The organism is Tautonia plasticadhaerens, from assembly GCF_007752535.1.
In the GTDB taxonomy this organism is placed as follows: Bacteria; Planctomycetota; Planctomycetia; order Isosphaerales; family Isosphaeraceae; genus Tautonia; species Tautonia plasticadhaerens.
The window spans coordinates 6,371,780-6,396,434 of sequence record NZ_CP036426.1; the positions used below are offsets into that span (position 1 = coordinate 6,371,780).

The 24,655-nt window shown below is 68.0% G+C and carries 18 protein-coding genes; 4 read left to right on the forward strand and 14 right to left on the reverse strand.

The genetic code is table 11. The features are described from left to right. The first annotated feature begins 19 nt into the window (after window positions 1-19). Window positions 20-1,771 carry a bifunctional sulfate adenylyltransferase/adenylylsulfate kinase gene (locus ElP_RS25490; RefSeq protein WP_145274864.1) on the forward strand — a complete coding sequence of 584 codons (1,752 nt, stop codon included), beginning with the start codon at window positions 20-22 and terminating at the stop codon, window positions 1,769-1,771. A gap of 320 nt (window positions 1,772-2,091) precedes the next feature. Continuing rightward, window positions 2,092-3,603 (forward strand): hypothetical protein, encoded by a 1,512-nt coding sequence (locus tag ElP_RS25495; RefSeq protein WP_145274867.1) that lies wholly within the window; start codon window positions 2,092-2,094, stop codon window positions 3,601-3,603. Here the strand turns inward: ElP_RS25495 and ElP_RS25500 are convergent. From ElP_RS25500 to ElP_RS25560, 13 genes are all read right to left on the reverse strand, one after another. Then, entirely contained in the window at window positions 3,554-5,476 is a 1,923-nt protein-coding gene (locus tag ElP_RS25500; RefSeq protein ID WP_145274870.1) for a glycerophosphodiester phosphodiesterase family protein, read from the reverse strand. The two genes, ElP_RS25495 and ElP_RS25500, sit on opposite strands and share 50 nt — an antisense overlap. A gap of 53 nt (window positions 5,477-5,529) precedes the next feature. Then, a complete protein-coding gene (mtnA, locus tag ElP_RS25505) occupies window positions 5,530-6,627 on the reverse strand; it encodes an S-methyl-5-thioribose-1-phosphate isomerase (protein WP_145274873.1) in 1,098 nt (365 codons plus the stop codon). Then, entirely contained in the window at window positions 6,624-6,920 is a 297-nt protein-coding gene (locus tag ElP_RS25510) for a hypothetical protein (RefSeq protein ID WP_145274876.1), read from the reverse strand. Before ElP_RS25510 ends, mtnA begins: the two co-directional genes overlap by 4 nt. A 49-nt stretch (window positions 6,921-6,969) precedes the next feature. Beyond that, the gene (gene ald / locus ElP_RS25515) at window positions 6,970-8,082 is read right to left on the reverse strand and encodes an alanine dehydrogenase (protein ID WP_145274879.1); all 1,113 of its coding nucleotides are present in this window, start codon (window positions 8,080-8,082) and stop codon (window positions 6,970-6,972) included. Window positions 8,083-8,227: 145 nt separating this feature from the next. Continuing rightward, complete coding sequence (locus tag ElP_RS25520) at window positions 8,228-8,467, reverse strand: hypothetical protein (protein ID WP_145274882.1); 240 nt, start codon at window positions 8,465-8,467, stop codon at window positions 8,228-8,230. Between the two features lie 148 nt (window positions 8,468-8,615). Further along, window positions 8,616-9,839 carry a Gfo/Idh/MocA family protein gene (locus ElP_RS25525; RefSeq protein WP_145274885.1) on the reverse strand — a complete coding sequence of 408 codons (1,224 nt, stop codon included), beginning with the start codon at window positions 9,837-9,839 and terminating at the stop codon, window positions 8,616-8,618. 160 nt (window positions 9,840-9,999) lie between these two features. Beyond that, a complete protein-coding gene (locus tag ElP_RS25530; RefSeq protein ID WP_145274888.1) occupies window positions 10,000-10,818 on the reverse strand; it encodes an LbetaH domain-containing protein in 819 nt (272 codons plus the stop codon). 61 nt (window positions 10,819-10,879) lie between these two features. Continuing rightward, entirely contained in the window at window positions 10,880-12,235 is a 1,356-nt protein-coding gene (gene lpxC, locus ElP_RS41335; RefSeq protein ID WP_145274891.1) for a UDP-3-O-acyl-N-acetylglucosamine deacetylase, read from the reverse strand. A 179-nt stretch (window positions 12,236-12,414) separates the two neighbouring features. Then, on the reverse strand, window positions 12,415-13,164 hold the full coding sequence (locus ElP_RS25540) for an OmpH family outer membrane protein (protein ID WP_145274894.1): 750 nt from the start codon (window positions 13,162-13,164) through the stop codon (window positions 12,415-12,417). A gap of 263 nt (window positions 13,165-13,427) precedes the next feature. Beyond that, complete coding sequence (locus ElP_RS25545; protein WP_145274897.1) at window positions 13,428-13,826, reverse strand: ArsR/SmtB family transcription factor; 399 nt, start codon at window positions 13,824-13,826, stop codon at window positions 13,428-13,430. A gap of 355 nt (window positions 13,827-14,181) precedes the next feature. Then, complete coding sequence (gene dapA, locus ElP_RS25550; protein ID WP_390836095.1) at window positions 14,182-15,078, reverse strand: 4-hydroxy-tetrahydrodipicolinate synthase; 897 nt, start codon at window positions 15,076-15,078, stop codon at window positions 14,182-14,184. An 88-nt stretch (window positions 15,079-15,166) separates the two neighbouring features. Continuing rightward, window positions 15,167-15,943: a pyridoxine 5'-phosphate synthase gene (locus ElP_RS25555; RefSeq protein WP_145274900.1), complete on the reverse strand. Its 777-nt coding sequence runs from the start codon at window positions 15,941-15,943 to the stop codon at window positions 15,167-15,169. 158 nt (window positions 15,944-16,101) lie between these two features. Next, window positions 16,102-18,381: an ATP-dependent helicase gene (locus ElP_RS25560; RefSeq protein ID WP_145274903.1), complete on the reverse strand. Its 2,280-nt coding sequence runs from the start codon at window positions 18,379-18,381 to the stop codon at window positions 16,102-16,104. Window positions 18,382-18,678: 297 nt separating this feature from the next. Between ElP_RS25560 and acpS the strand changes: the two genes are divergently transcribed. Continuing rightward, window positions 18,679-19,098, forward strand: a complete 420-nt coding sequence (gene acpS, locus ElP_RS25565) for a holo-ACP synthase (protein WP_145274906.1) — start codon at window positions 18,679-18,681, stop codon at window positions 19,096-19,098. Between the two features lie 275 nt (window positions 19,099-19,373). On the opposite strand, the gene topA is transcribed toward acpS, so the two are convergent. After that, window positions 19,374-21,923 (reverse strand): type I DNA topoisomerase, encoded by a 2,550-nt coding sequence (gene topA / locus ElP_RS25570; protein ID WP_145274909.1) that lies wholly within the window; start codon window positions 21,921-21,923, stop codon window positions 19,374-19,376. Window positions 21,924-22,431: 508 nt separating this feature from the next. Between topA and ElP_RS25575 the strand changes: the two genes are divergently transcribed. Further along, the gene (locus tag ElP_RS25575) at window positions 22,432-24,636 is read left to right on the forward strand and encodes a hypothetical protein (protein ID WP_145274912.1); all 2,205 of its coding nucleotides are present in this window, start codon (window positions 22,432-22,434) and stop codon (window positions 24,634-24,636) included. The last annotated feature ends 19 nt before the right edge of the window (window positions 24,637-24,655 follow it).

Consider the following 24,655-nt stretch of genomic DNA (forward strand, 5'->3'; position numbering starts at 1 on the left):
CCTCCCCATTAAGGAGACCCTGACGATTCCTGCCTCAACCCCCGCCGCCGGCCCGAATTCCCCCTATGGCGGCAGCCTGGTCGACCTGATCGTCGACGACGCCCGGGCCGCCGAGATGCGGGCGACCGCACAGGATTTCCCCAGCCTGACGCTCGACGAGCGCGGCCTCTGCGACCTGGAGCTGCTGGCCACGGGCGGCTTCTCCCCGCTGACCGGCTTCATGGGCAAGGCCGACTACGAGCGCGTCGTGTCGGAGATGCGGCTGGCCGACGGCACCCTCTGGCCCCTGCCGGTGACCCTGCCCGTCGACGCCTCGCAGGGCATCGCCGAGGGGACCACCCTCGCGCTGCGGGACGTCTACGGCAACCTGCTCGCCTTCCTCCACGTCGAGGAGGTGTACGCCTACGACAAGGAGGCCGAGGCGAAGGGGGCCTTCGGCACCACCGACGCGAAGCATCCCTCGGTCGCCTACCTGAACAAGCAGCCGGGCCATTATGCCGCCGGCAAGCTGGAGGTCATCCGGGTCCCGCCGCACTACGATTTCGTCGAGCTGCGCAAGACCCCGGCCGAGGTCCGTGCCCTGTTCGCCGAGAAGGGCTGGCCGAAGGTGGTGGCCTTCCAGACCCGGAACCCGCTGCACCGGGCGCATGAGGAGCTGACCAAGCGGGCGGCCGAGCAGGTCGGCGGCGGCCTGCTCATCCACCCGGTCGTCGGCGTGACCAAGCCGGGAGACGTCGACCACTTCACCCGGGTCCGCTGCTACCGGGCCCTGGTCGACGACCACTACGACAACGACTCGGTCGTCCTGAGCCTGCTGCCCCTGGCGATGCGGATGGCCGGCCCCAGGGAGGCCCTCTTCCACGCGATCATCCGCCGCAACTTCGGTTGCACCCACCTGATCGTCGGCCGGGACCACGCCGGTCCCGGCAACGACTCCTCCGGCAAGCCCTTCTACGGGCCGTACGACGCCCAGCAGACGATGCAGCAGTACGGCGACGAGATCGGCATGGGCATGGTCGACTTCAAGTTGATGGTCTACCTGCCGGACGAGGACCGATACTGTGCCGTCGACGAGGTGCCCGAGGGGACCAAGACGGCCAACATCTCGGGCACCCAGGTCCGGGACGACTACCTCGCCAAGGGCGTCCCGCTCCCCGAGTGGTTCAGCCGGCCCGCGGTGGCGGAGATCCTCCGGGACACCAACCCGCCGAAGTTCAACCAGGGCCTGACGATCTGGTTCACCGGCCTCTCGGGATCGGGCAAGAGCACGATCGCGCACGCCCTGACCGAGCGCCTGGCGGAGTATGGCCGGAACGCCTCGATGCTCGACGGCGACGAGATCCGGACCCACCTGTCGAAGGGGCTGGGCTTCAGCAAGGAAGATCGGGATACGAACATTCGCCGGGTCGGCTACGTCGCCGGCCTGGTCGCCCAGCACGGCGGCACGATCCTCTGCTCCGTCATCAGCCCGTACCGGGAGACTCGGGACGAGGCCCGGAAGTCGTCCAAGGGGAACTTCGTCGAGGTCTTCTGCGACACGCCCCTCGACGTCTGCGAGGCGAGGGACGTGAAGGGCCTCTACGCCAAGGCCCGCAACGCCGTCGCCCAGGGCAAGCCGATGGGCTTCACCGGGGTAGACGACCCGTACGAGGCCCCGCTGAACCCCGAGGTCACGCTGGACACCAGCAAGCTCTCCGTCGCCGAGTGTGCCGACGCGATCATCGAGAAATTGCTGGAGTTGGGCTACATCCTGCCGCACGGCCACCGTTGACCCGAAGGGATCGGGTCCTCGACAAACGGATCGCCGACCGGTAGATTCTGATCATGGCCCGATCGGCCGGCCCCGGCCGGCCGATCGGGCCCCCGCAACCAGGAAGGGACGCCGCCGCAGAGGACCACGGAGGGTCCGTCATGTCTCATCTCCCGACCTCTCCCATTCGTCCCCGGGCTCGGGACGAGTCGGCCGGCCCGACGGCCGGGTCCGATCCTTCCCCCGGTCGGACCGCATCTCCGCCAGACCGGATCGACCGATGGGCCGATCGATTCTCCGTCCGCGTCCTGCCCGCGGCGACGGCGACCCTCTGCATCCTGATGCTGGCGACCTGGGTGCCGCACTACCTGGGCTGGCCCTGGTGGCCGGATCTCGACACCTTCGCCGCCTCGGCCATCTGCTGGGAGGGCGGACTCAGTCCCTATCGGGACCTCGCCGGATACTCCTTCCCCGGCCCGATCTACCTGTTCTACGGCATCCACGCCGCCGTCGGGGCCGGGACGACGTGGGCGATCTACGCGGTCGACGCCGCGATGGTCGTCGGGCTTGTCTTGATGCTGTCGGCCTGGTCCCGTCGCCGGTTCGATCGATGGTGGCCGGGGCTCGTCGGCGGGGCGGCGGTGCTGGCGATCTACACCGACCTGAATTTTTCCCTCGTTGCCCAGCGAGACTGGCAGGCGACCTGCCTGGTCGTCCTCGCCCTGCTCGGTCCGACGACCTGGCCAGGCCGCCCGGGTCGGGTCTTCTCCGCCCTGGCGATCGCCGGGGCGCTGACGTTCCGGCCCCATGTCGTCCTCTTCGGGCCCGCCCTGCTGATCGCGGTCGTCGAGGGGGAACGAAGTCGAGGGGCGGATGCCCGTCCCGGGGCCGGGGCGATCGAATGGGGAATCCTCACGATCCTGCTCTCCATCCTGTCCTTCGCCCCCCTGATCCTCCACGAGATCCTCGATGACCTGGTCCGCAATCTGAAGCTCGCCACCTACGGCAGCCATTACAGCAGGGCGACCCCCGAGGGGATGATCGCCGAGGTCGTCCGACAGTTCGTCCAGCCGGGCTGGCTGGTCGTCCCGCTCTCTGTCGCGTTGCTGGCCGGGACGACCCGGGTGGCGATCCGCCGAGAGGCGATCATCTGGCTGACGACCGCCGCCTGCGTCCTGCTCTACAAGCCGCTCCACCCGAGGGCGCACGACTACCTCGACCTGCCGAGATGGATCGTCTGGTCGGTCCTGCTCGCGCTGCTCGCGGCGATCCTCGAGTCGATCCCCTGGCGATCGCCCCGGCACCGCCTGGTGGCCTCGATTGCGGTCCTGGCGACCGCGGTCCCCTCGAAGCCCGACTTCTGCAACCCGAGGGCGGCGTTCACCGCGATCGCCTCGGCATGGGGGAGCGAATCCGGGGGAGGCATCGACAGGGTTCCTCCGGGGTACGTCCACCACGACCCGCACTACGAGGTCGCACGTTACCCCTGGGCCGACTATCGCCGGGCCCTCGAGCACCTCAGGGACGAGGTAGGCCCCTCAACCTCGGTGGCCAACCTGCTCGGCTACCAACTCGCGGCGGCCGGGGCGACGGGTCATCGGCCCGTCTTCCGCAACGAGTCTGGCCTGCTCTGGAAGAGCCAGGTCGGCTGGGAGGATGGAGCCTTCGTCGAGATGTTGGAGGCGGAGGCCAATTCAGTGGTCATCTGGGCGCCGGGACGCGAGGGGCCGGAGCCCGGCCTGATCTCCCCGGTCCTGGTCGACTGCGTCCGCCGGCTGTACGAGCCCGACCGACGTTTCGGCGTCATCGAGGTCTGGCGACGGGCGGGGGACGGGGGCCACCGGCCCCGTTGAACGGGGACCAGGGGCGTTCGATCAGGGCCCGCCGATACCAGAACAGCAGGCGGTCGATGTCGTCCAGTCCCTTGAGTTCGGCTCGCCGGGCGACCATGGTCCTCGGGTCGGACGTGAGGACGTCGGCGATCCCCCGGTCGACGAGCGAAGCGAGACGGCCCGGGTCGTTGACGGTCCAGACGTGGACCGGCCAGCCCCGACGGCGAGCCCCGGCGATCAGGTCATCGGTCGCGACCGACTCCCGGACGCTCAGGAAGTCGAGGTCCAGGCGGGTCGGATCCCCCAGGGCTTTGAAAATGATGAACCCGATCGGCAGCCCCGGGGCCTGCCGACGGACCTCGGCGACCGCCTCGTAGGAAAGCGACGAGACGACGCAACGCCCTCTCGCCCGCTTCCGGTCCAGCGCGTCAAGCACAGCCGTGACCAGCGGAGTGGGGTCGGCTCGTTCCCTCGGCATCTTCAACTCGATGTTGAGCGTGATCCGATCGCCCGCCTCGTCGAGTACCTCGTCGAGGCTGGGGATCCGCTCCCCCAGGAAGTCCGGGCCGAACCACCGCCCGACGTCGATCCGGCGGAGTTCCTCGAAGTCGAGCTCGACGATCCGCCTCGGATCGCCCGCCACCCTCCGGAGATCCTCGTCATGGACGACGGCGACCACCCCATCGGCGCAGAGCTGGACGTCGATCTCGGCGGCGTCGGCGCCGGAGTCGATGGCGGCCCGGATGGCGGCCAGGGTGTTCTCGGGGGCCGAACTCGAATCCCCCCGGTGGGCCGTGATCGTCACCGTCGTCGGGTCGCCGATCGTGTCGAGGATCCCGAGGCAGGACAACGCCGACAGGATGACCACGGCCAACACCCCCGCCAGCACCGTCCGTCGGCTCCCGAGCCCTCCCGACGAGGCGGGGGCCTTTGTCGGGCCGACCCCGGCCGATTCGGGGTCGGCCGTGCCCGGTTCGAGGGCCTCCCGGTCGATCCGGAAGAGGATCAGCGCCAGGGCGATCCCGACCACGACGTCGACACCCACCAGCAGGAGGACGTGGACCGTCATCAAGGTGCCGATCAGGGGGATCGCCGTCGCCAGGGAGCCGGACGCCCGTGCCAGCATCGGCTCGCCGACCAATCGGATGAGACCCGTGGCGGACAGGCCGAGCAACCAGGCCCCGAGGAGCCAGGCCGCCAGGATCGTCACGTTCCTCCAAGGCCGCCCTCGGGTCCTGGACGCGCTGACCCGCAGGGCATCCTGGGGACCTCGGCGCTCGATCAGCAGGACCGGCAGGCTGACGAGCCATCGCAGGAGGAGACGCACCGAAATGCCCCCGACGACCACGGAGGCGATCCCCGAGACGGCCACGCCGAACCAGAATGCCGGGGGACGGGAGGTCGTCAAGAAGTAAAGATCGTATCGAGACCAGAATGCCCAGTAGGCGAGCCAGACGACGGTCAGGCCCGGCAACAACACCAGCGAGAATCGGACGAAGAGGATCAGCCCGAGCCGGAGCAACTCGGGCGAACGCCGGAGGACCTCCACGAAGGCGTTGCTCGCCGATCGCGGCCGGCCTCGGCTCCGTCCCTCGGCGATGAGGATGACGCCTGAGAGTTGGAAGGCGGCCAGGAAGAAAGTTAGGACCGTTGCCACGGCCCCCGTCGCCACACCCATCGGCGAGAGGATGAAGTCGAGTAACTCCGTGTTGCCGACGGCATAGCGCCCCGTCCGGGCGATCAGGGCTCGGAGGATCAGCGTGACGGCCGGCCCGAGGAACGCGAACGACGCCATCCGGAAGAGGAGTTCATAGCCGATCATCGCGCCCGCCGAGCGCCGGAAGTCGCGTAGTGCCCGGGAGAGGATCGCCCATGGGGGGCTCGGAGGCGACATCAGGATTCCCTGATCTGTCGATTAATCGGGATGGCGAACCGTCGGCCCTCCAGTCAGGTCCCGATCAGGTCGGCGACCGCATCGGCCGTCACGGGTCGGATCACGCCGCGTTCGGTGATGATCGCGGTGATCATCCGGCTCGGCGTCACGTCGAAGGCGGGGTTGTAGACTTCCACGCCTTCGGGGGCGGTCTGTCGGCCGAAGCCGTGGGTGATCTCGCGGGGATCGCGCTGCTCGATGGGGATCGAGGAGCCGTCAGGGAGGGAGAGGTCGAAGGTGCTCGACGGTGCCGCGACGTAGAAGGGGATGTCGTGCGCCTTCGCGGCCAGGGCGACGCCGTAGGTGCCGATCTTGTTGGCGGTGTCGCCGTTGGCGGCGATCCGATCGGCCCCGACCACGACCGCCTGGATTTTCCCCTCCTTCATGACCTGGGGGGCCATGTTGTCGCAAATCAGGGTGACGGGGATTCCTCGCCGTTGGAGCTCCCAGGCGGTCAGGCGGGCCCCTTGCAGTAACGGTCTCGTCTCGTCGGCATAGACGTGGACGGCCTTGCCCTGTTCGACGGCCGAAAAGATAACCGCCAGGGCCGTGCCGTAGTCGGACGTGGCGAGGCCTCCGGCGTTGCAGTGGGTGAGGATCCCGTGACCCGGTTCGAGTAGTTCCGCCCCGAATCGGCCGATGGCCCGGCACATGGCGCGATCCTCCTGCTCTATGGCCCTAGCCTCGTCGAGCAGGTGGTCAAGCAGCACCTCGGGGCCGGGGGCGGTCGTCGCCTCGGCCTCCGCGGTGCGTTGCATCCGGTCGAGGGCCCAGAACAGGTTGACCGCCGTCGGCCGGCTGGTGCGGAGATGCGCCGCCGCGGCTCGGAGGGAGGAGACGACCGCATCGACCGAGCCCAGCCCCTGTCCCCGGGCCCCGAGCACGGCGCCGTAGGCCGCGGCGATGCCGATGGCCGGGGCTCCCCGGACCCGGAGCATCTTGATCGCCTCCCAGACCGTCTCCACGTCCCGACAGTCGATCCGGGAGAACTCGACGGGCAGGAGTGTCTGGTCGATCAGGCGGACGGCACCGTCCCGAGCCGAGCCGACCCAGCCTACGGTCTCGATCGAAGGTCCGACGGCGGGGGCGGGCCCGGTGGGATGGTGGGTCATTCGTCGCCGTCCTCGTCGTCCTCCTCGATCTCCTCCGGGTCGATCCAGGAGTAGAATTCGGAGTAGAGCTTCCAGATGGTCCGCATCGCCTTCTCGGACTCGTCCCCCTTCATGGGACCGTGCTCACCGGAATAGCCGGCAACCCGGGCGGCGATTTCGAGCAACTCGAGGTTCTGCTGCCGCATCGACAGGAAAATCTGGGTGCGAGACTCGGCGCCAAGCTCTTGGAGCAGCTCAGTCGCGTCGACCTCCTCGTGCTCGTGTTCGTGGTCGTTTTCGTGTCCATTGTCCATGATCGGGCTCCGGGAAAGGGGTGTGGTTCGGATCCGGGGGATGACGTGTTCAGGAGGCGTCGGTCCAGGGGACGTAGGGGAGGCCGAACGTCTCGGCGACGGCGCGGTTGGTAACCCGGCCGGCGACGACGTTGATCCCCTGGGCGATTCCGGGCGATTGCTCGGCGACGGACCGCCAGCCCTGATTGGCCAGTTTCAATGCATAGGGGAGCGTCACGTTGCAGAGGGCATAAGTGCTGGTCCGGCCGACGGCGCCTGGCATGTTGGTGACGCAGTAGTGGACCACGTCGTCGACGACGTAAGTCGGATGACGGTGGGTGGTGGGCTTGCTCGTCTCGAAGCAGCCGCCCTGGTCGATCGCCACGTCGACGATCACCGATCCGGGCTTCATCCTCGTCAGGTCGTCCTTCGTCACCAGGCGGGGGGCCCGGGCGCCGGCGATCAGGATGGCGCCGATGACGAGGTCGGCCCGCCCGATCGACTCCCGGATGGTGTGGCGGTCGGAGTAGAGCGTGGTGACGTTGGGGGGCATGATGTCGTCGAGGTAGCGGAGGCGATCGAGATTGATGTCCAGGATCCGGACATTGGCCCCGAGCCCGGCGGCCACCTTCGCGGCGTTCGAGCCGACGATGCCGCCGCCGAGGACCGCGACCTCGGCCGGCGCCACCCCGGGGACACCCGCGAGCAGGATCCCCCGGCCTTCCTGGGGGCGTTCGAGGAATTTGGCCCCCTGCTGGATACTCATCCGGCCGGCGACCTCGCTCATCGGCGTCAATAGTGGGAGGTGGCCCTGGGTATCGGTGATCGTCTCGTAGGCGATGGCCGTGATCTGCCGGTCGATGACGGCCCGGGTCAGGGCCTCCTCGGCGGCGAAATGGAAGTAGGTGAAGACGACCTGGCCCGCTCGCATCATCGACCATTCGGCCGGCTGGGGCTCCTTGACCTTCACCACGAGGTCGGCCTTCGACCAGACTTCAACGGCATGATCGACCACGGTGGCACCGACGGCCGAGTAATCCGCATCGAGGAGCCCGCTGCCCGAGCCGGCGCCCGACTCGATCAGGACGGTATGGCCGCCGGCGGTCAGTTCCTCGGCCCCGACCGGTAGCAGACCGACGCGATATTCGTCTTCCTTGATCTCTCGGGGGACCCCGACGATCATGATGCAGCTCCGATCCGGAGGCGAGGCGAACGAAAGCGGAGCGGTGATTCCCTATCTGACCAGAGCGCAGGAGGGGCCGCAAGCCGGGCCGACATCGATCGGTCGGCCCGGCCGGTCGATCGCCTCTGGGAGGGCGATAGGGAGCTCAGGCCTCGGCCGCCTTCGGATTGCGTCGGAGCGCCTGGTCGTTGCGCCAATCGTCGAGCAACGCCTTGAGCTCCTCGAAGGTGACGCCGGCGTGGTCGTCCCCGGAATCCCAACGCTTCATCAGCTCCCGATGGCGCTCGCGGAGCGTCCCCTTGGGCAGGAACTTGCCGCGAAACTTCTTGAGGACCTTCAGCCGGGGATCAGGCGCGGGGCGGTCGGCGGTCTCTTGCGCGGCCATGGGGATCGAGTCCGTTTCGGGGGGATAGACGAACAAGGCCGCGCCAAGGCACGACCTGGGAAGCGATCGATCATACCGGTCCCGGGCCGGTCGGTTCAAGTCGAAGCGTCGAGCAGACGGATGCCACCCGCGGACCGACCTGGCGCCATCAGCCGCGAGGGGATCGGGAGGTCGGGCCGCCGGCGGCGCCTCGGAGCTTCCAGAGTTTCGGGCCCTGTAGCGCCGGGCGGGGTTCCGAGCTTGCGGATGACGACGTCCGGAGGTGAGGGGCGCCTGGGACTTCGGAGCCTGAATCGATGCGGTAGGAGCGGAGGCCGATGAGGATCTGCTCGGCGACCCTGAGTGCGTCCAGCGCCTCCGATCCTGGGACCCGGGGGGGCCGGCCGAGTCGGACGGCGTCGATGAAATCGCTCAATTCTGCGGTGAGCTGGTCCGCCGAGGAGGGCGGCTTGAGCTGATCCACGTTCAGCACCCGGCCGAAGAGGTGGTCCCTCACGGCGTCGGGGCGGGTGAGGTCGACGCCGGAGAGGTCGAGGTCGCCCCGGCGGAGGGACTCGGATGGGCGGACAAGGGTCGCTTCCCGGGCGGCGAAGTCGATCGAGGCGTAGCCCTCCGCTCCCCAGAGCCTCATCCGTCGGGAAGGCTGGAAGCTCGCCCGGCTGGCGGCGATGTCGGCGATGCAGCCGTCCTCGAATTCGATCCGGGCCTGCGCCAGGTCCTCATGCCCGCCGAAGACCGGCGTGCCGAGGGCCGAGACGGCGACGACCGGCACGCCGACGAGCGAGAGGATCAGGTCGATGTCGTGGATCATCAGGTCAAGAACGGCCCCGATGTCGGTGGAGCGGAAGGTATAGGTGCCCAGCCGCTCGGCGTCGATGTATCGGGGCCGGGGGCAACGGTCTCGCGCGGCCTCCCAGATGGGGTTGAACCGCTCGATGTGCCCGACCGCCAGGACGACGCCCGCTCGGTCGGCGAGTTCGACGAGTTCCCTCCCCTCGGCCACCGAGCCGGCCAGGGGTTTTTCGACCATCGCATGGACCCCCCGGGCGAGGAAGGCGCCGGCCACCTCCCGGTGCGCGGTCGTCGGAACGGCAACCGAGACGGCATCGACGAGGTCGAGCAACGCTCGATAGTCGTCGAACGCCCTTGAGCCGAGGGGCTCGGCGACCGCCCTCGCCTGCTCCGGTCGGGAATCGGCCACGCCGACGAGATCGACTCCGTCCAGGCCGGCGAGGATCCGGGCGTGATGCCGACCGAGATGACCGACCCCGACCACGCCGACTCGTAACCGATGCTTGGTCGTCACCGTACGCTCCTTGGAAGCTTCAATCCACCGCCGGGCGGGACGACCGGCCCCGGGGGCCGCCGTCATCCCTGGCGGGTGAGTCGTCCCGTCTTCCCTGACGAGGCCGGCCGTCTCGGTGCCGACGCTCGGCCGTTGGGCCGGCACGAGGCGAACCGGATCACCCAGCCCCGACCCCCGCTCAATCTGCCCAACCGATGTCTTCCGAATGTGCCCGATCCCGACCGGATCAAGCGACCAGGCGATCCTCCTCGCCGTCCCGGAGTCGGGCGTCTCGGGCCCGGCCGTGGCGGCCTGAGCTCTGGGCGTGCAGCGATTCGAGGAGTCGGATGATCTCGGGGGTCATCATTCCGTGGTCGACGAGCCGGAGCGCCGCCTGGTTCGGGTCGAGTTTCGCCCGATAGAGCAAGCGGTGCGCCTCCCTGAGGGCTCGGATCGAGGCCCGAGTGAAGCCCCGACGCCGCAGGCCGATGAGGTTGATGCATCGGACCCGGGAGGGGGACCCGTCGACCAGCATGTATCGCGGGACGTCCCGGCAGATCCGAGCCGGCCCCCCGGCGAAGCCATGTTCGCCGATCGTCGCCGCCGGATGGACGTCGACCCCGGCCGTCACCAGGGCGAACGCCTCGACCCCGGCCATCGGCCCGAGCCGAACACCGGACCCGAGCGAGACCTCGTCGTCGATCCAGGCGTCCCGAGCGATGGCGACGTGCGGTCCCAGCCGATTTCGGGAGCCGATGCGGGTCACGCCCTCGGGCCCGGACCCGGCCTCGATCGACGAACCTTCCCGGATCGCGTTCTCGTCGCCGATCTCGACCCGGCCGCCGTGCGCGGCGTCTCCGTGCTCCGCGCCGATGACCGAGAAGGGCGCGAACACGTTGCGATCGCCCACCCGGGTCGGACCGAGCATGCAGACGTGGGCGATCAACCGAGTCCCCCGACCGATCCGCACGCCGGGGCCGACGACGCAATACGGGCCGATCTCGACCTCGTCGGCCAACTCAGCCTTCGGATCCACGGTGGCGGTGTCGGCGACCTGCATCGCCATGGGCGTTCACTCCGCGGGGACTGACCCGATACGATCCATCAGACTCCGCCTGATCGAAGACTCAGGCGGCGACCTGTTCCGTGGGCAACACGGCGAACCTCAGCCGGGCCTCGGCCGCGACCTGGTCGTCGACCCGGGCGACGCCCCGGGCCTCGGCCATCTTGGACCGGGCTCGAAAGCGGTCGATCTCCAGCAGGAGTTGGTCGCCGGGGACGACCTGCCGTCGCAACTTCACGTCGTCGATCGAGGCAATCATAGCGAGGTGACGGGCCGGGTCGAATCGATGGCTGATCAGGATCCCGGCGGCCTGGGCCATCGCCTCCAGGATCATCACCCCGGGCATCACCGGCCTGCCGGGCCAGTGCCCCTGGAAGAACGGCTCGTTGCAGGTCACGTTCTTCAGCGCCCGGAGTGACCGTCCATGGTCAATCGACAGGACTCGGTCGAGCAGCAGGAATGGATAGCGATGGGGCATCAACCGGAGGATGGAGTTGATGTCCATCGCCGGAGGGTCGCAGGTCGGGCCAATTACTGTCGACGGGCCGGCCGCGTCGTCCTGCGCCTCCGACTCCACCGAGAGGAGGGCCCGGGCTAGCTCGACGTTCAGGGCGTGGCCCGACCGGTGTGCGACGACGTGGCCGGCGAGGTCCATGCCGAGCAGGGCAAGGTCGCCGATCACGTCGAGCAGCTTGTGCCGTGCGCACTCGTCGGGGAAGCGCAGGTCGTTGCCGATCGGTCCGTCGGGGCCGAAGATCAGCAGGTCCGCCTCGCTGGTGCGAGACCCGATGCCGGAGGCGCGGAGGGCCTCCGCCTCGGCGGCGAGGAGGAACGTGCGGGCGGGGGCGACCTCTTCGAGGTAACGGCCGGGGGACGGTTCGGCGAAATAACTCTGCGAGGGGATCGGCGAGCCGTCCCCGTAATCAAGCTGATAGGAGATGACCAGCCGGTCCGGCGCTCCCGGATACGCGGCGACGGTGGCCTTGCCATCGCGGACGCTGACGGGTCGATCGATGACGAGGACCATGCGGGGGCGGTCCTGTTCGACGACCCCTGCCCCGGCGATCGCCCGGGAGAAAGCGAGCGCGGAACCGTCCATCCCCGGAGTCTCAGGGGCGTCGAGTTCGACGATGCAGTTGTCGATGCGAAGGCCGGAGAGCGCCGAGAGGATGTGCTCGACCATCTCGACGACAGCCTCGCCGCGCCGGAGGGCGGTGCGGCGTTCTCTTGGCTCGACGAACCGGGCGAGGGCGGGGACCGAGGGACGCCCGGGCAGGTCGGAGCGGACGAATGTGATGCCCGAATCGGCCGGCGCCGGGCTGAAGCGGACGGTGACGTCCGAGCCGAGCAGGTAGCCGATGCCCCGGACCTCGGCCGCTCGGGCGAGGGTCCGCTGGGGTCGCGATCCTCTCGTGGTCATGCCGTCGTGATCTTCCTTGATCTCGGGTGGGCCCGAGGGATCGGATCGGTCAGCCCCTCGGGGAAGACAGGGCGATCGGACGTGATCCGTCCTGGTTGCGATCAAGCCTGCCGCATCGCCCGGGGATGACCCGAGGGCGGCATCGCCCGCGAATCATCCCCCGCCGATCCGGCCGTGCCTCAGTTGCCGCCGGCGGCGGGTGCCGGGGCGGAACCGGTCGCCGGGGCGGCGGGTGCCGGGGCGGAACCCTGCTGCGACTTGCGGCGGCCGTGGTAGGCGTTGAGGGTGGTGATGACCTCGTCGGTGATTTCGGCCGCGGGGTCGTGGTAGACGACGTTCCTCGCGACGGCAGCCATCACGTCGTTGGGATTCTCGCCAGTGATATTGTTGTTGGGCCCGACCTGGACGACGAACGTCACGCCCTTCTTCTTGGCGATGTAGTCGACGATGTAGCGGATGTCGTTGTAGATTTCCGCCACCGCGTTCGACTCTCGGATGGTGAAATCCTGCGAGATCTTGTTCTTCTGGGCCTCGAACTTGGCCTGGGCGTCGGCGAGTTGGTCGCTGAACTTCTGGTAGTCGGGCGTCCCGACGCCGAACTGATCCCGCTGCTCGGCCAACTGCTTAGCCTCGGCGAGCAAGACCTCCAGGTCCTTCTGCTTCTTCATGGCCTCGGATTTGAAGGTCTCGCTCGACTCCTTGTAGCGGTCATACTCGTTGATGACCCGCTCCATGTCGATCCCGGCGATGACCGCCGGGGCGAGGGTGGCGGCCGCGCCCCGGGCGGCCTGGCCGGCACCGGCGGTCCCGGCATTGGATCGCTGGACCTGGGGGTCGGCGTTCTGGGCGACGGTCGGGCGAGCGGCTAGGCCCAGCGTCCCCACCAGACCGAGGCCCATGATGGCGGCCGCTCGGATCGAGATCGGCATCGGTTCGGCTCCTTCCGTGTGGTCCCGGGCGGCCCCGAGCCTCGCGCCGCCGATTCAGGTCGGCGGGGATGCTCGCGGTGAGTACGCCCGGCTCCGCTGGCTGCGGTCCCCGCGCATCCGAACGCGGGAATACGTCCGAGGCCCTCGACCGAGGGCCATCGGGGAGTGTCTCTCGGGCCGAGATTCTGACGGGGGAAGCCCGATCGGTCAAGGCGAAGCGGACCGCCGGCGGAGAACGCCGGCGGGGGGAGAAGGAGGTCCGCTCAGTCGACGCTGAGCTGGAAGCGGTGGAACTTGATCTTCCGAGGGACCCGGCCGGAATTGGAGAAGAGCTGAGTCAGCAGTTCGCCGAACTGGTCGGCGCGGACGCTGTAGAAGTTGTGCTTGCCCTCGCGACGGGACTCGATCAGGCCGGAGACGCGGAGCAATGCCAGGTGGTGACTGACGGCCGGCTGGCTCTGGCCGAGTCGGTTGCAAAGGTCGGTGACGTGCAGCTCACCGTTCCTTGCCAGATAAAGCAAGATACGCAGCCGAGTCTCGTCACTCATCAGCTTGAAGACCTGCGCCAGCTCACGGACCGACTGGTCGGAGACGGGCGGCAGGATCTCGGCGACCGCGGTCCCGTTACTGCTCTCGGCGGACTTCGTGCTCTTTCGTGCCATCGTGGGAGGATCCGGTACAGGTAGAGGGAGAGGCCCGTTTCGTCGGCGGGCCGGCCTTCGTGCCGGGGTCGCCGGAGGTTCGGCGAGCGACATCGAGGAGACTTGCCGGCCAACACATCAGAACGCTCACAGGGTGAGCAAGTCTTGCGCCGACAATCGGGTGGGGAAGAGGGGGCGGACGGGTGGTCGCCCCGGGAGGGAGGCCAGGCGCCATTCGGGGATGGGCCGCGGTCCTTGGTGAGGACTCTTCACATCCTACACGGCTCATGCGATCCGGACAAGTGCCGCTGTGACAAAACGATGCATCGTGGCCACCGTCGGGGAGGGGCACGCTCGGCCGCGAATCCGGGCCGAGTCAGTCGCCCAGCAGGCCGTGTCGACGCAGGGAGGAGCGGAGCGTCATGAGCCCAGCCTCGTCGGGGGGGCAGAGTGGCAGTCTCATGCGGCCGTCGATGCGGCCGAGTAGCCCCATGGCGGCCTTGACGGGGATGGGATTGGCGGCGATTGAGAGCAGGTCGCGACAGAGGGGGAACAACTCCAGGTGGCGGCGACGGGCTCCCTCCAGATCTCCCTGCTCGAAGGCAGCGATCATCGCCATCACCTGCCGGGGGACGAGGTTCGCGGCCACCGAGACGACACCGCCGGCGCCGACGGCCAGCATCGGCAGCGTCAGGCTGTCATCACCGGAGAGGATCGTCAGATCTGTCCTCATGCGGATCTCGCTGACCTGGTCGAGCGAGCCGCTCGCCTCCTTGATGGCCACGATTCGGGCGACCCGGGAGAGCCGCTCGACCGTGGCCGGCTCGATGTTCCGGGCCGTCCGGCCCGGCACGTTGTAGAGGACCAGCGGCAGGTCGCTCGCCTCGGAGATCCGGGCATAGTGGGCGTACAGACCCTCCTGACTGGGCCGGTTATAATAAGGGGCGACGAGCAGGGCGCCGTCAGCACCGGCACGTTGGGCAAACTTTGTGAGGCGGACCGCCTCGCTCGTGGCGTTGGAACCGGTCCCGGCCATGACTCGGGCCCGACCGGCGGCACGCTGGACGACGGTCTCGATGACCCGCTCGTGCTCCTCGTGTGAGAGCGTCGGGGATTCGCCCGTGGTACCGACCGGGCTGATGGCGTGGGTCCCCTGCTCGACGTGCCAGTCGACCAGTCCGCCGAGGGCATCCAGGTCGACCTCGTCATCCCCCTTGAACGGCGTCACCAGCGCGACCGTGCAACCGTTGAACAGTTCACCCTGGGTTGGCATGGCCATGGCCTCGGACGTCTTCGGAGGGAAGCGGGGAGGGTTGGACGAGAACCTCGGGAATGAAGTCCGTCCCGGAAACGCCCCAATCTTACTGATCCGGAGCGTGACCGGGTAGGCCCGAACCGACTTCAGCCGGCCGGCCGGAGACCGAGTCGAGGATCGCACGCTTCATCTCGGTTACGGCACGCTCGATTCCGAGGAATACGGCCCGGGAGATGATGCTGTGGCCGATATTCAGTTCGAGCATCCCCGGGATCCGGGCCACGTCCGGGACGTTCTGAAGGTTCAGGCCATGCCCGGCGTGCAGGGAGAGCCCGGCCTGGCGGACGAGGCGGCCCGCGTCGATAAGGGACTGGAGTTCTCGACGGCGATCGGGACCCTCGGGCGCGTCGGCATAGCGGCCGGTGTGCAGCTCGACGGCCAAGGCTCCGACCGCCGAGGCCAGCTCGATCTGGACCGGGTCGGGATCGAGGAACAGGCTGACCTCGATGCCGGCCCCCAGGCAACGGGAGACGGCTTCGGCCACCCGGTCCCGGTGGCCGATCAGGTCGAGCCCCCCTTCTGTGGTCAATTCCATCCGGCGTTCGGGTACGAACGTGACCTGATCGGGTCGGGTATTCAGCGCAATCGAAACGAGTTCCGAGGTGGCCGCCGCCTCCAAATTCAGGCGGGTGCGGACGGTCTCCCGGAGGACCCGGAGATCCCGGTCCTGGATATGGCGGCGGTCCTCCCGGAGATGAACCGTGATGCCGTCCGCCCCGGCCAACTCGGCGAGGGCGGCGGCCCAGGCGGGGTCGGGCTCCCGGCCTCCCCGGGCCTGGCGGAGGGTGGCGACGTGGTCGATGTTGACGCCGAGGCGGATCATGGCGGTTCGACTCCGGGGGCGGATCGGGCGTCCCCGCCTCGGCGGGTCGACCCGGAGGCAGGGGAACACCCCTCGATCGGCCCGACCCCGGAATCCGTTCCTCGGTTCGCCCGGGGACACCAGGGCCGTGATCGCTGCATATTGTAGCCGATCGGTCCTCAGGCTCCCTTCACCGGCCTCAGGGGGGCCTTCGAGAGCACGAAGGTACGTTCCCCCCCGACGGCGAAGGCCACGCGTCCCTTGCGGTTCGGGCCAGCACCGTCGATCGCGGTGATCTTGCCGAGCCCATACTGGGGGTGGAGCACGAGCACCCCCGGCCGGAACGCGGCGAGGTCGTCGCCCGGGCCGTCGACGGTCGAAGCGGATCGCCCCCCTCCACCCAGGGAGGCTGCGGTCGTCAGCCGGAAGCCCGACCCAGAGGGAGCGGGCGGTTCGGCGGGCCGGGACGCCCGGGATGAGTCGGGCCGGGGGCCGATACGCCGGGAGGCCAGGGTAGTTTCCCCATCCATTCCGGAGCGGTCCCTGTAGACGATCGGCCCCTCGGGAAGCTCACCGAGGAAGAGTGAGGGGATGGCGACCGACCGTTGGCCCCGAAATTCACGGATCCGGCAATGGCTCAGGCGCAATTCCTTCTGGGCCCGAGTGATGCCGACGAACAGGAGGCGTCGTTCCTCCTCCAGTTCGGCGTCACTCTCCGAGGCCCGGGAGTGCGGAAGGAGCCCCTGCTCCAGCCCGACGATGAACACGACCGGGAATTCCAACCCTTTCGCCGCATGGAGGGTCATCAAGGTGACCGCGCCCCCCTCGTCCTTCCAGCGGTCGACTGCGGAGCTGAGCGTCACGTCGGCGAGGAAATCGAGCACGGTCGCCTCGGGGTGCTCCAGGTCGAATTGCCGGGCGGCGGAAACGAGCTCGTCGAGGTTGGCGACCCGGTCCTCGCCGTCCCCCTTGGGCTGATTGGCCCAGTAGTCGCGATAGCCACTGAGGCTCATGAGCCTCCGCGTGACTTCCTCGGCCGAGTGATCGCTGAGGGCCCCGAGTTCGTCCATCAACAGGGCGAAGTCCCTGAGGCCGGAGCGGGCCTTGGGGGAGAGGCCGGCGACCGACGCGGCATCCCGGGATGCAGCGAGCATCGGGATGCCGCGTCCTCGGGCGAAGGCCAGCAGGCGGTCGAGGCTGACCTTGCCGATCCCCCGGGGAGGTGCATTGATGGCCCGGAGGAACGCCACGTTGTCCTTCGGATTGTTCAGGAGGCTGAGGTATGCCAGCGTATCCTTGACCTCGATCCGCTCGTAGAAGGAGACGCCGCCGACCACTTGATACGGGATCGACAGGGAACGGAGGGCCGATTCGAGGCCCCGGGTCAGGGCGGTCACCCGGACGAAGACAGAGACCTCGCCGTAGGAATACTCGCCTTCTCGGACGAGGTCGGCGATGGTGGAGGCGACGGACTGGGCCTCGTCGGTCTCGGAGGCGAAGGTGGTCAACTCGACCGGATCTCCCTCGGGGTTCCCGGTGGTCAACTCTTTCGGCTTGCGGCGTCGGTTGTGGCGGATGAGGTGGTCGGCCACCCGGAGAATGTTCTTGGTGCTCCGGTAGTTCAGCTCCAGGCGGACGACCTTGCATTCCGGGTAGTCGTGCTCGAATTCGAGGATATTGTTCAGATTCGCACCCCGCCAGCCGTAGATCGACTGATCCGGGTCCCCGGTGACGCAAAGGTTCGGCGAGTCGACCGACAGGGCGCGGACGATGGCGTACTGGGCGACATTCGTATCCTGGTATTCGTCGACCAGCACGTATCGGTAGCGGTCGTCGAGCTTCGCTCGAAGCTCCCGGTCCCCCCGGAGCAGGCTGACGACGTGGACGAGCAGGTCGTCGAAGTCGACCGCCGAGGATTCGAGCAGGCGGAGCTGATATGTTTTGAACACCCGTCCGACGACGGCGGAGACGTGGTCGGCGCCGTCACCTCGTCTGGCGAGGAATGACTCGGGGTCGAGCATGTCGTTCTTCGCCCGGCTGATGGCGGCCTCGACCTTCTCGGGGGCGACTCCCGAGTCGGCCAGGTCGAGTTGCTCCATCACGGACTTGATGACACGGAGGCGATCGGGTTGGTCGTAGATCGTGAAGCCGCGGTCCAGGCCGATCCGGGGACCGAACTCGCGGAGCAGCCTGGCGCAGATGGCGTGAAACGTTCCGACCCAGACGCCGTGGTCGGGGACCAGCGAGGTGATCCGCTCGCGCATCTCCCCGGCGGCCTTGTTGGTGAAGGTGAGGGCGAGGATCCTTCGACCCGGGATGCCCCGGCCCAGGAGGTACGCGACCCGTCGGGTGATGACCCGCGTCTTCCCCGAGCCGGCGCCGGCGAGCACGAGCAAGGGGCCGTCGACATGGGTGACGGCCTCGCGCTGAGCGGCCGTGAGGTCCGAGAGCAGGTCCATGGTCGATCCGTCCCTGGCTTCGTCGAGTCGGGCCGAGCGGTACGTCCGTATCGCATTGCCCGCAGTATAGCAATCGGGGGTCCGCCCGGCGACGCCGATCCGGGGAACCTAGGACCGTCGCACGAGGCGAGGGGGATAGTGGGAGGATCTCCCGGTCGTCGACCGGTCGCGGGAGGTCGAATTGGCCTGCGGGGTGATCTCGGATACACTACAACTGGGTTGTCCGGTCCTGCCGGGAGAGACCGGGCAGGCGGCTCGGTCGTCGGCGCCGGGCCCTCGTCCTTGAGTCGTTCGCGCATGAATATTTTGGGGATCGGCACCGACATCATCGAGGTGCCCCGCATCGGCAAAATGATCGAGCAACACGGCGAGCTGTTCCTGAGGCGGGTCTACACCGAGCGGGAGATCCGCTACTGCCAGGGGCGGAAGCATGCCCTGGAACACTTCGCCGGACGATGGGCGGCCAAGGAAGCCATTCTGAAGGCAATCGGGACGGGATGGGCCCGGGGCATCTGCTGGACGGACATGGAGATCCGCCGGGATCAGATGAGCGGGCCGAAAGTCCTGGTCCGGGGCGGTGCCCGAGACGCCGCCATTCAACGTGGGATCGGAGACATCATGGTCTCGATCTCGCATTGCCGGACCTATGCCACGGCCACGGCCATCGCCATGTCGATCGAGCCGGGGGCTTCGCTTCCGCCTGTCGACGAGGGTTGAGCGACGTGCCTTTTCCCTTCTCATGCCGAACCGGGGGGAGCGGATTCTGATGTCCTGACACTTCCCGGCGAGTTGGTTCTCAGAGAATCGGCTCCTCCGACGCACGTAACGCGTGAGAGATCAGGCCGCTCCCCGACACCCTGGCCCGGCCGAGCCCCGGTGCCCGGCCTGCGGCAGGGCCTTCCGGGTCTCGGCCGCGGGGGTGCCCCCCCTCGGGACAAGGTCTGGGAAACCCGGCCGGGTCGGGAGTGGCCCGGCCGCTGAGGATCGATCTCTCAGGACTTGGACTTCCCCTTGCCCGCCGCCTTGCGACGCCCGCCACCGGTGCCCTTGCGATCGGCGGCCTCCTTGAGCAGCGGGATCGCTTCATCCAGGGTGATCTGATCGGGGGTCCGGTCCTTAGGGATCGTGGCATTGACCTTCCCGTGTTTGACGTAGGGGCCGTATCGCCCCTCGAAGACGGACACAGGCTGGTCGTCCTCGGGGTGGTTGCCCAGCTCCTTGATCGGCTCGGCCCCTCGCTTCTTGGGGGCCTCGGCGATGAGCTTCACGGCGCGATCGAGGTCGATCGCGAGCACGTCGTCCTCGGGCTTGAGCGTCGTGTATTTGCCCGAGTGCAGCACATACGGGCCGTAGAGGCCGCTGCCGGCCTTGACCACCTTGTTCGTCTCGGGGTGCTTGCCCAAGGTCCGGGGCAAGGCGAGCAGCCCCCGGCCCCGTTCGAGGTCGACCGATTCGGGATCAGTCCCCTTGGGGATGGAGACGCGCTTGGGCTTCTTACCCTCACCGAGTTGGACATAGAATCCGTAGGGGCCTTTGCGGACCGAAATCGCCTGACCCTCGGCGTCCTCGCCGAGCACCTTGGGCTCGACGGGCGCGTTCGATCCGTCGCCGTCTCCGGTACCGTCTCCCTTATCCTTGTCCTTCGTCAGCTCCCGGGTGAAGCGGCACTCGGGGTAATTCGAGCAGCCGACGAACGCCCCGTACTTCCCGATCTTCAGCGAGAGTTGACCGGCGCCGCAGGAGGGGCACTTGCGACGCTCCTCCAGGCTGCCTTCGCCGGGGAACAGCAGGGACGCAAGGGCCTCGTTCAGCTCGGAGATGACGTTGGTGATCTCCAGGCCCTTGGCCTTTTCCACGTTGACGGCGAAATTCTCCCAAAAGGAGCGGAGCACCTGCTTCCAATCGACCTGGCCGTCGGAGACGAGGTCGAGCTCGTTCTCGAGGTTCGCCGTGAAGTCGTACTCGACGTAGCGCCGGAAGAAATGGGTGAGGAACGCCGTGACGACCCTCCCCCGGGGTTCGGGGATGAACCGCTTGCTGTCGAGCTTGACGTAGTCCCTGTCCTGCAAGATCGAGATGATGCTGGCGTACGTCGAGGGTCGGCCGATGCCGAGTTCCTCCATCCGCTTGACGAGGCTGGCCTCGGTGTAGCGGGGGGGGGGCTCGGTGAAGTGCTGGGCCGGGATCAGATCGGCGAGGTCGACCGCCTCGCCGTCACCGAGTGGCGGGAGGGCCCCGGACTCGTCGTCTTCGTCGGAGGAGTCATCCTTGCCCTCGATATAGAGCTTCAGGAAGCCGTCGAACTTCATCGTGGTGCCGACGGCCCGGAGTGTGGCAGAGCGGTCCTCGGCGTCGATCTCTGCGACGACCTGGTCGAAGACGGCGGTGGCCATCTGGCTGGCCATCGTTCGCTTCCAGATCAGGTCGTAGAGCCGGGACTCGTCGGCGTCCACCTCCTTGGCCACGGCCTGTGGGAGCCGGGTGAGGTCGGTGGGGCGGATGGCCTCGTGGGCCTCCTGGGCGTTGGCCGCCTTGCTCTTGTAGACCCGAGGGGAGTCGGGCAGGTACTCCTTGCCGAATTGGCCGTCGATCTGCTCCCGGATCGCCCGGAGGGCCTCGGGAGCGATGTCGACGCCGTCGGTTCGCATGTAAGTGATGCGGCCCGACTCGTAGAGCCGCTGGGCGACCTGCATCGTGCGCTTGGCGCCGAAGCCAAGCTTGCGGGACGCTTCCTGCTGGACCGTGGAGGTGGTGAACGGCGGGTTCGGGTTGCGGCGGACCTGCTTACGCTCGACCGACCGGACCCGGTAGGGCTTGTCCTTCAGCCCGGCGACGACCCGATCGGCCTCGGCCTGCTTGGGGATGTCGAACTTGTCGAGCTTCTTCCCCTCGAAGTGCGTAAGCCGGGCGAGGAAGCGGGATTTCGCTTCGTTCTGCTTGAGGAATGCGCCTCGGACGTCCCAGTATTCCTGGCTAACGAACCGCTCGATGTCGTCTTCCCGGTCGCAGATCAGCCGAAGGGCGACCGACTGCACCCGGCCGGCCGACTTGCTGCCGGGGAGCTTACGCCAGAGGACCGGGGAGAGGGAGAAGCCGACGAGGTAGTCGAGGGCCCGGCGGGCCTGCTGGGCGTTGACCAGGGCCATATCGATGTCGCGTGGATGCGCCATCGCTTCGAGGATGGCGTCCTTGGTGATCGAATTGAACACCACGCGACGGACGGGAAGATCCTTGCGCAGCGCCCGCTTTTGGCGGAGGGCCTCCAGGACGTGCCAGGAGATGGCCTCCCCCTCCCTGTCGGGGTCGGTGGCGAGGATCAGCTCGTCGGCCTCCTTGACCGCGTCGACGATCGCCTTGACGGCTTTCGTCGACCCGGGCTGGATCTCGTAGTCCATCGAGAAATCCTCGTCGGGCCGGACCGATCCGTCCTTGGGAGGAAGGTCTCGGATGTGGCCGAACGAGGCGAGGACCTGGTACTCGTTGCCGAGGTACTTATTGATCGTACGGCACTTGGCCGGCGATTCGACGATGACGACATTCATGCGCGGCAATCAATCCCAGGGCCTCTCGCGTCGGACGCGAGGACGACTTCGATTCCGTTCCGGGTGCAGCTTCGGCGGTCAACGCGGCGCGGCCAGTTACCCTCTGCCCGACCCGCCCGAGTCGACTCGGGTACGGCCGGCCCGTCTTCCGGCGGCCGGACGTCCTCCCACGGCCGGGAGGGGTGTGGGGCACCTCGTCAGGAGGGAGCAAGGAGGCGGGGAAGCACTCCTCGACGGGACGCCCGTTCGGCAGTCATGATGCCGGTGCGAGGTTCCGTCTCGGTGGTCGTCCCTGGTACACTACGTCCTTTCGGGCTCGAACGATTGACCCGCTGCGCCCTATTCACTTAGCTAGCGTATCCGCGGCTGTCAAGGGGTAATGGACAAGTGTTCAGGACGGCACGAGGCCGGATCCTCGGCCCCCCGACCCCTGAGGCGCCGATGGTGATCGCGGCGAAGGACGCCGGATCGACGGCCCGGACGATCGAGCGTCACCGAGGGAAACGTCATGCCGTTCCAGGTTTTCCGTCGCCACCAGCGGAAATTGTTGGCGATGCTGGCCATCATGGCCATGTTCGCGTTCGTGGTCGCCGACTCGCTACCTCGCCTTTTCAACAATTACGCCACCCCGGCGGGCGTGGATCGGGTCGTGGTCGAGCTGGACGGCGAGGACGTCCATCAGGGGGACCTGGAGGGCCTCCGGCTGCAGCGGGGGCGGTCCAACTACGTGCTCTCGCAGCTCTTCCTGCGAATCGGCCGCCAGCCCCTGGCCCCGTACTTCGACCAGCAGACCTTCGGCCCGACCGACGAGGCGGCGATGGTCGACGCCCTGATCCTCGAACGAAAGGCCGATGAGCTGGGACTGCCCCGGTCGGCCGAGTTGGCCCGGGCCTGGATCTTCGAGCAGGCCCGGATGCGTCACGAGCTGTTCCGGAACCTCCAGCCGACTCTGCCGGCCTTCGAGCCAGTCGACCTGGCCGAGCAGCTGCAGGTAGTCTTCAATCAGGCCTTCGGCCGGGAGCTGACCGAGGCGGCATTTCTGGCCGACGTCGCCGGCCAGGTCCGCATCCTTCAGGCATTAGAGCTGCTCTCGCAGCCCACCGTCACGCCGCTGGACACATTCCAGATTTACAGCGACCGCCAGGTCGAGGTCGAGGGACGCTACGTCGCCTTCCCCGTCTCGAATTACCTGGACGATGTCCCCGAGCCCGAGGAGGCCGATCTCCGGGCCTTCTTCGAGGAGCATAGCGATCGCGTGCCCGACCCCTCGACGGGCACGATCGGCTTCCGGGCCCCGAGGAGGGCGAAGGTCGAATATCTCGCCCTCGGCCTCAATGCGATCGATCGCATTCGGGAACTGGTCCGTTCCGAGACGGATTCGTCGGAAATCACCGGCATCGCCGGATTCGGGGACGTGGTCCGCGAGGCTTATGCCGAAGAGCTTCTGCGCAGGGAGGGGGCGACGGTCGCCGAGGCGATCCCGGTCAACCCGTTCACCGATCCGGAAGGCGAGGAGGGCATTGAGCTTTCCTACCCGGCCGATTTCGAGCGGCGATATGTCCAGCAGCAGTTGGACGAACTGGTCCAGGAGCGGACCCGACAACGGATCGAGGATCTCTTCGACCCGGTCCGACAGGCCATGAATGACTTCAGCTACTCGATCGAGGACCTCGACGAGGTCCAGACCGGCCTGGAAGCCGAGGTCGTCCGCGAGGAATTGCCCGACCTGGACGCGGAGTTCGGATCCGGCGAGGCCGGTCGCCGGTTGATCGAGGTCCTCGGCGGGCTCGAGTCGGCTCGGAGGGACGAGGGAATCAGCTTCGTCCGCATCGGGCTCACCCCGACCCTGGCCGAGCCGGGGACTTTCGAGGAACTCGTCGGACCAGAAGGGATGCCTCCCGTCTGGAGGGACTACCTCGCCATTGCCCGGCTCGACTGGGCGGACGCCCCCTACGCCCTGCTCCGGAGCATCGAGCGGATCACGGGTGCGATCGAGGGCGTCGAGCGACCCGACCCGATCAACCCGACGGATAACGAGACCTTCGCGGACGTCCTCTTCGACGAGGATGCCCCACTGTTCGAGCCCCGAGAGTTCACCGACCCCGAGGGCCGACGCTACCTGGCCTGGAAGACCATCGACCTCCCTGAGCGTACCCGGAGTTTCGGTGACACGCCCGAAGAGGTAATCGCCTCGACCTGGCGTCGCGATCGGGCCCGGGAGCTCGCCCGAGAGGCCGCCGAGTCGCTGGCCGGGAAGGTCCGGGAGACGATCAACACGGAGGTGTCCCCCTCGACGGCGCTCGACGAGATCGCCGTGCAGGAGGGCTTGACGGCCCGATCCACGGGCCCGCGAAGGAGGAGCGAATTGCCTAGCTCCTTCGCACCGATCGACGCCGGAGCGGATCTCCAGGACAGCTTCTTCCAGCTCTCGGATCGGGGAGAGGACGCCGCCGTCGTCGCCCCGGACCAGGGGAAGCAGGCGTATTATGTCTTCACCCAGGCCCGTCGATCGACCGGGTTGCAGGGGACAGCCCTCGACTACGCGAACGACGAGAGCATCGGCCGGTTCTTCTCCGATGCCCTCACCAGCCTCCAGTTCTTCCGCACCGATGCCGACGAGGAAGCGACGATCGATCGGGCCGGGGCCGTCATGGCCTACCTCCGTCGGGAGGCCGGGATGGAGCCCGACTGGACGCCTCCCGTCCCCGAGTGAGGGCGATCGCCCCCCACGT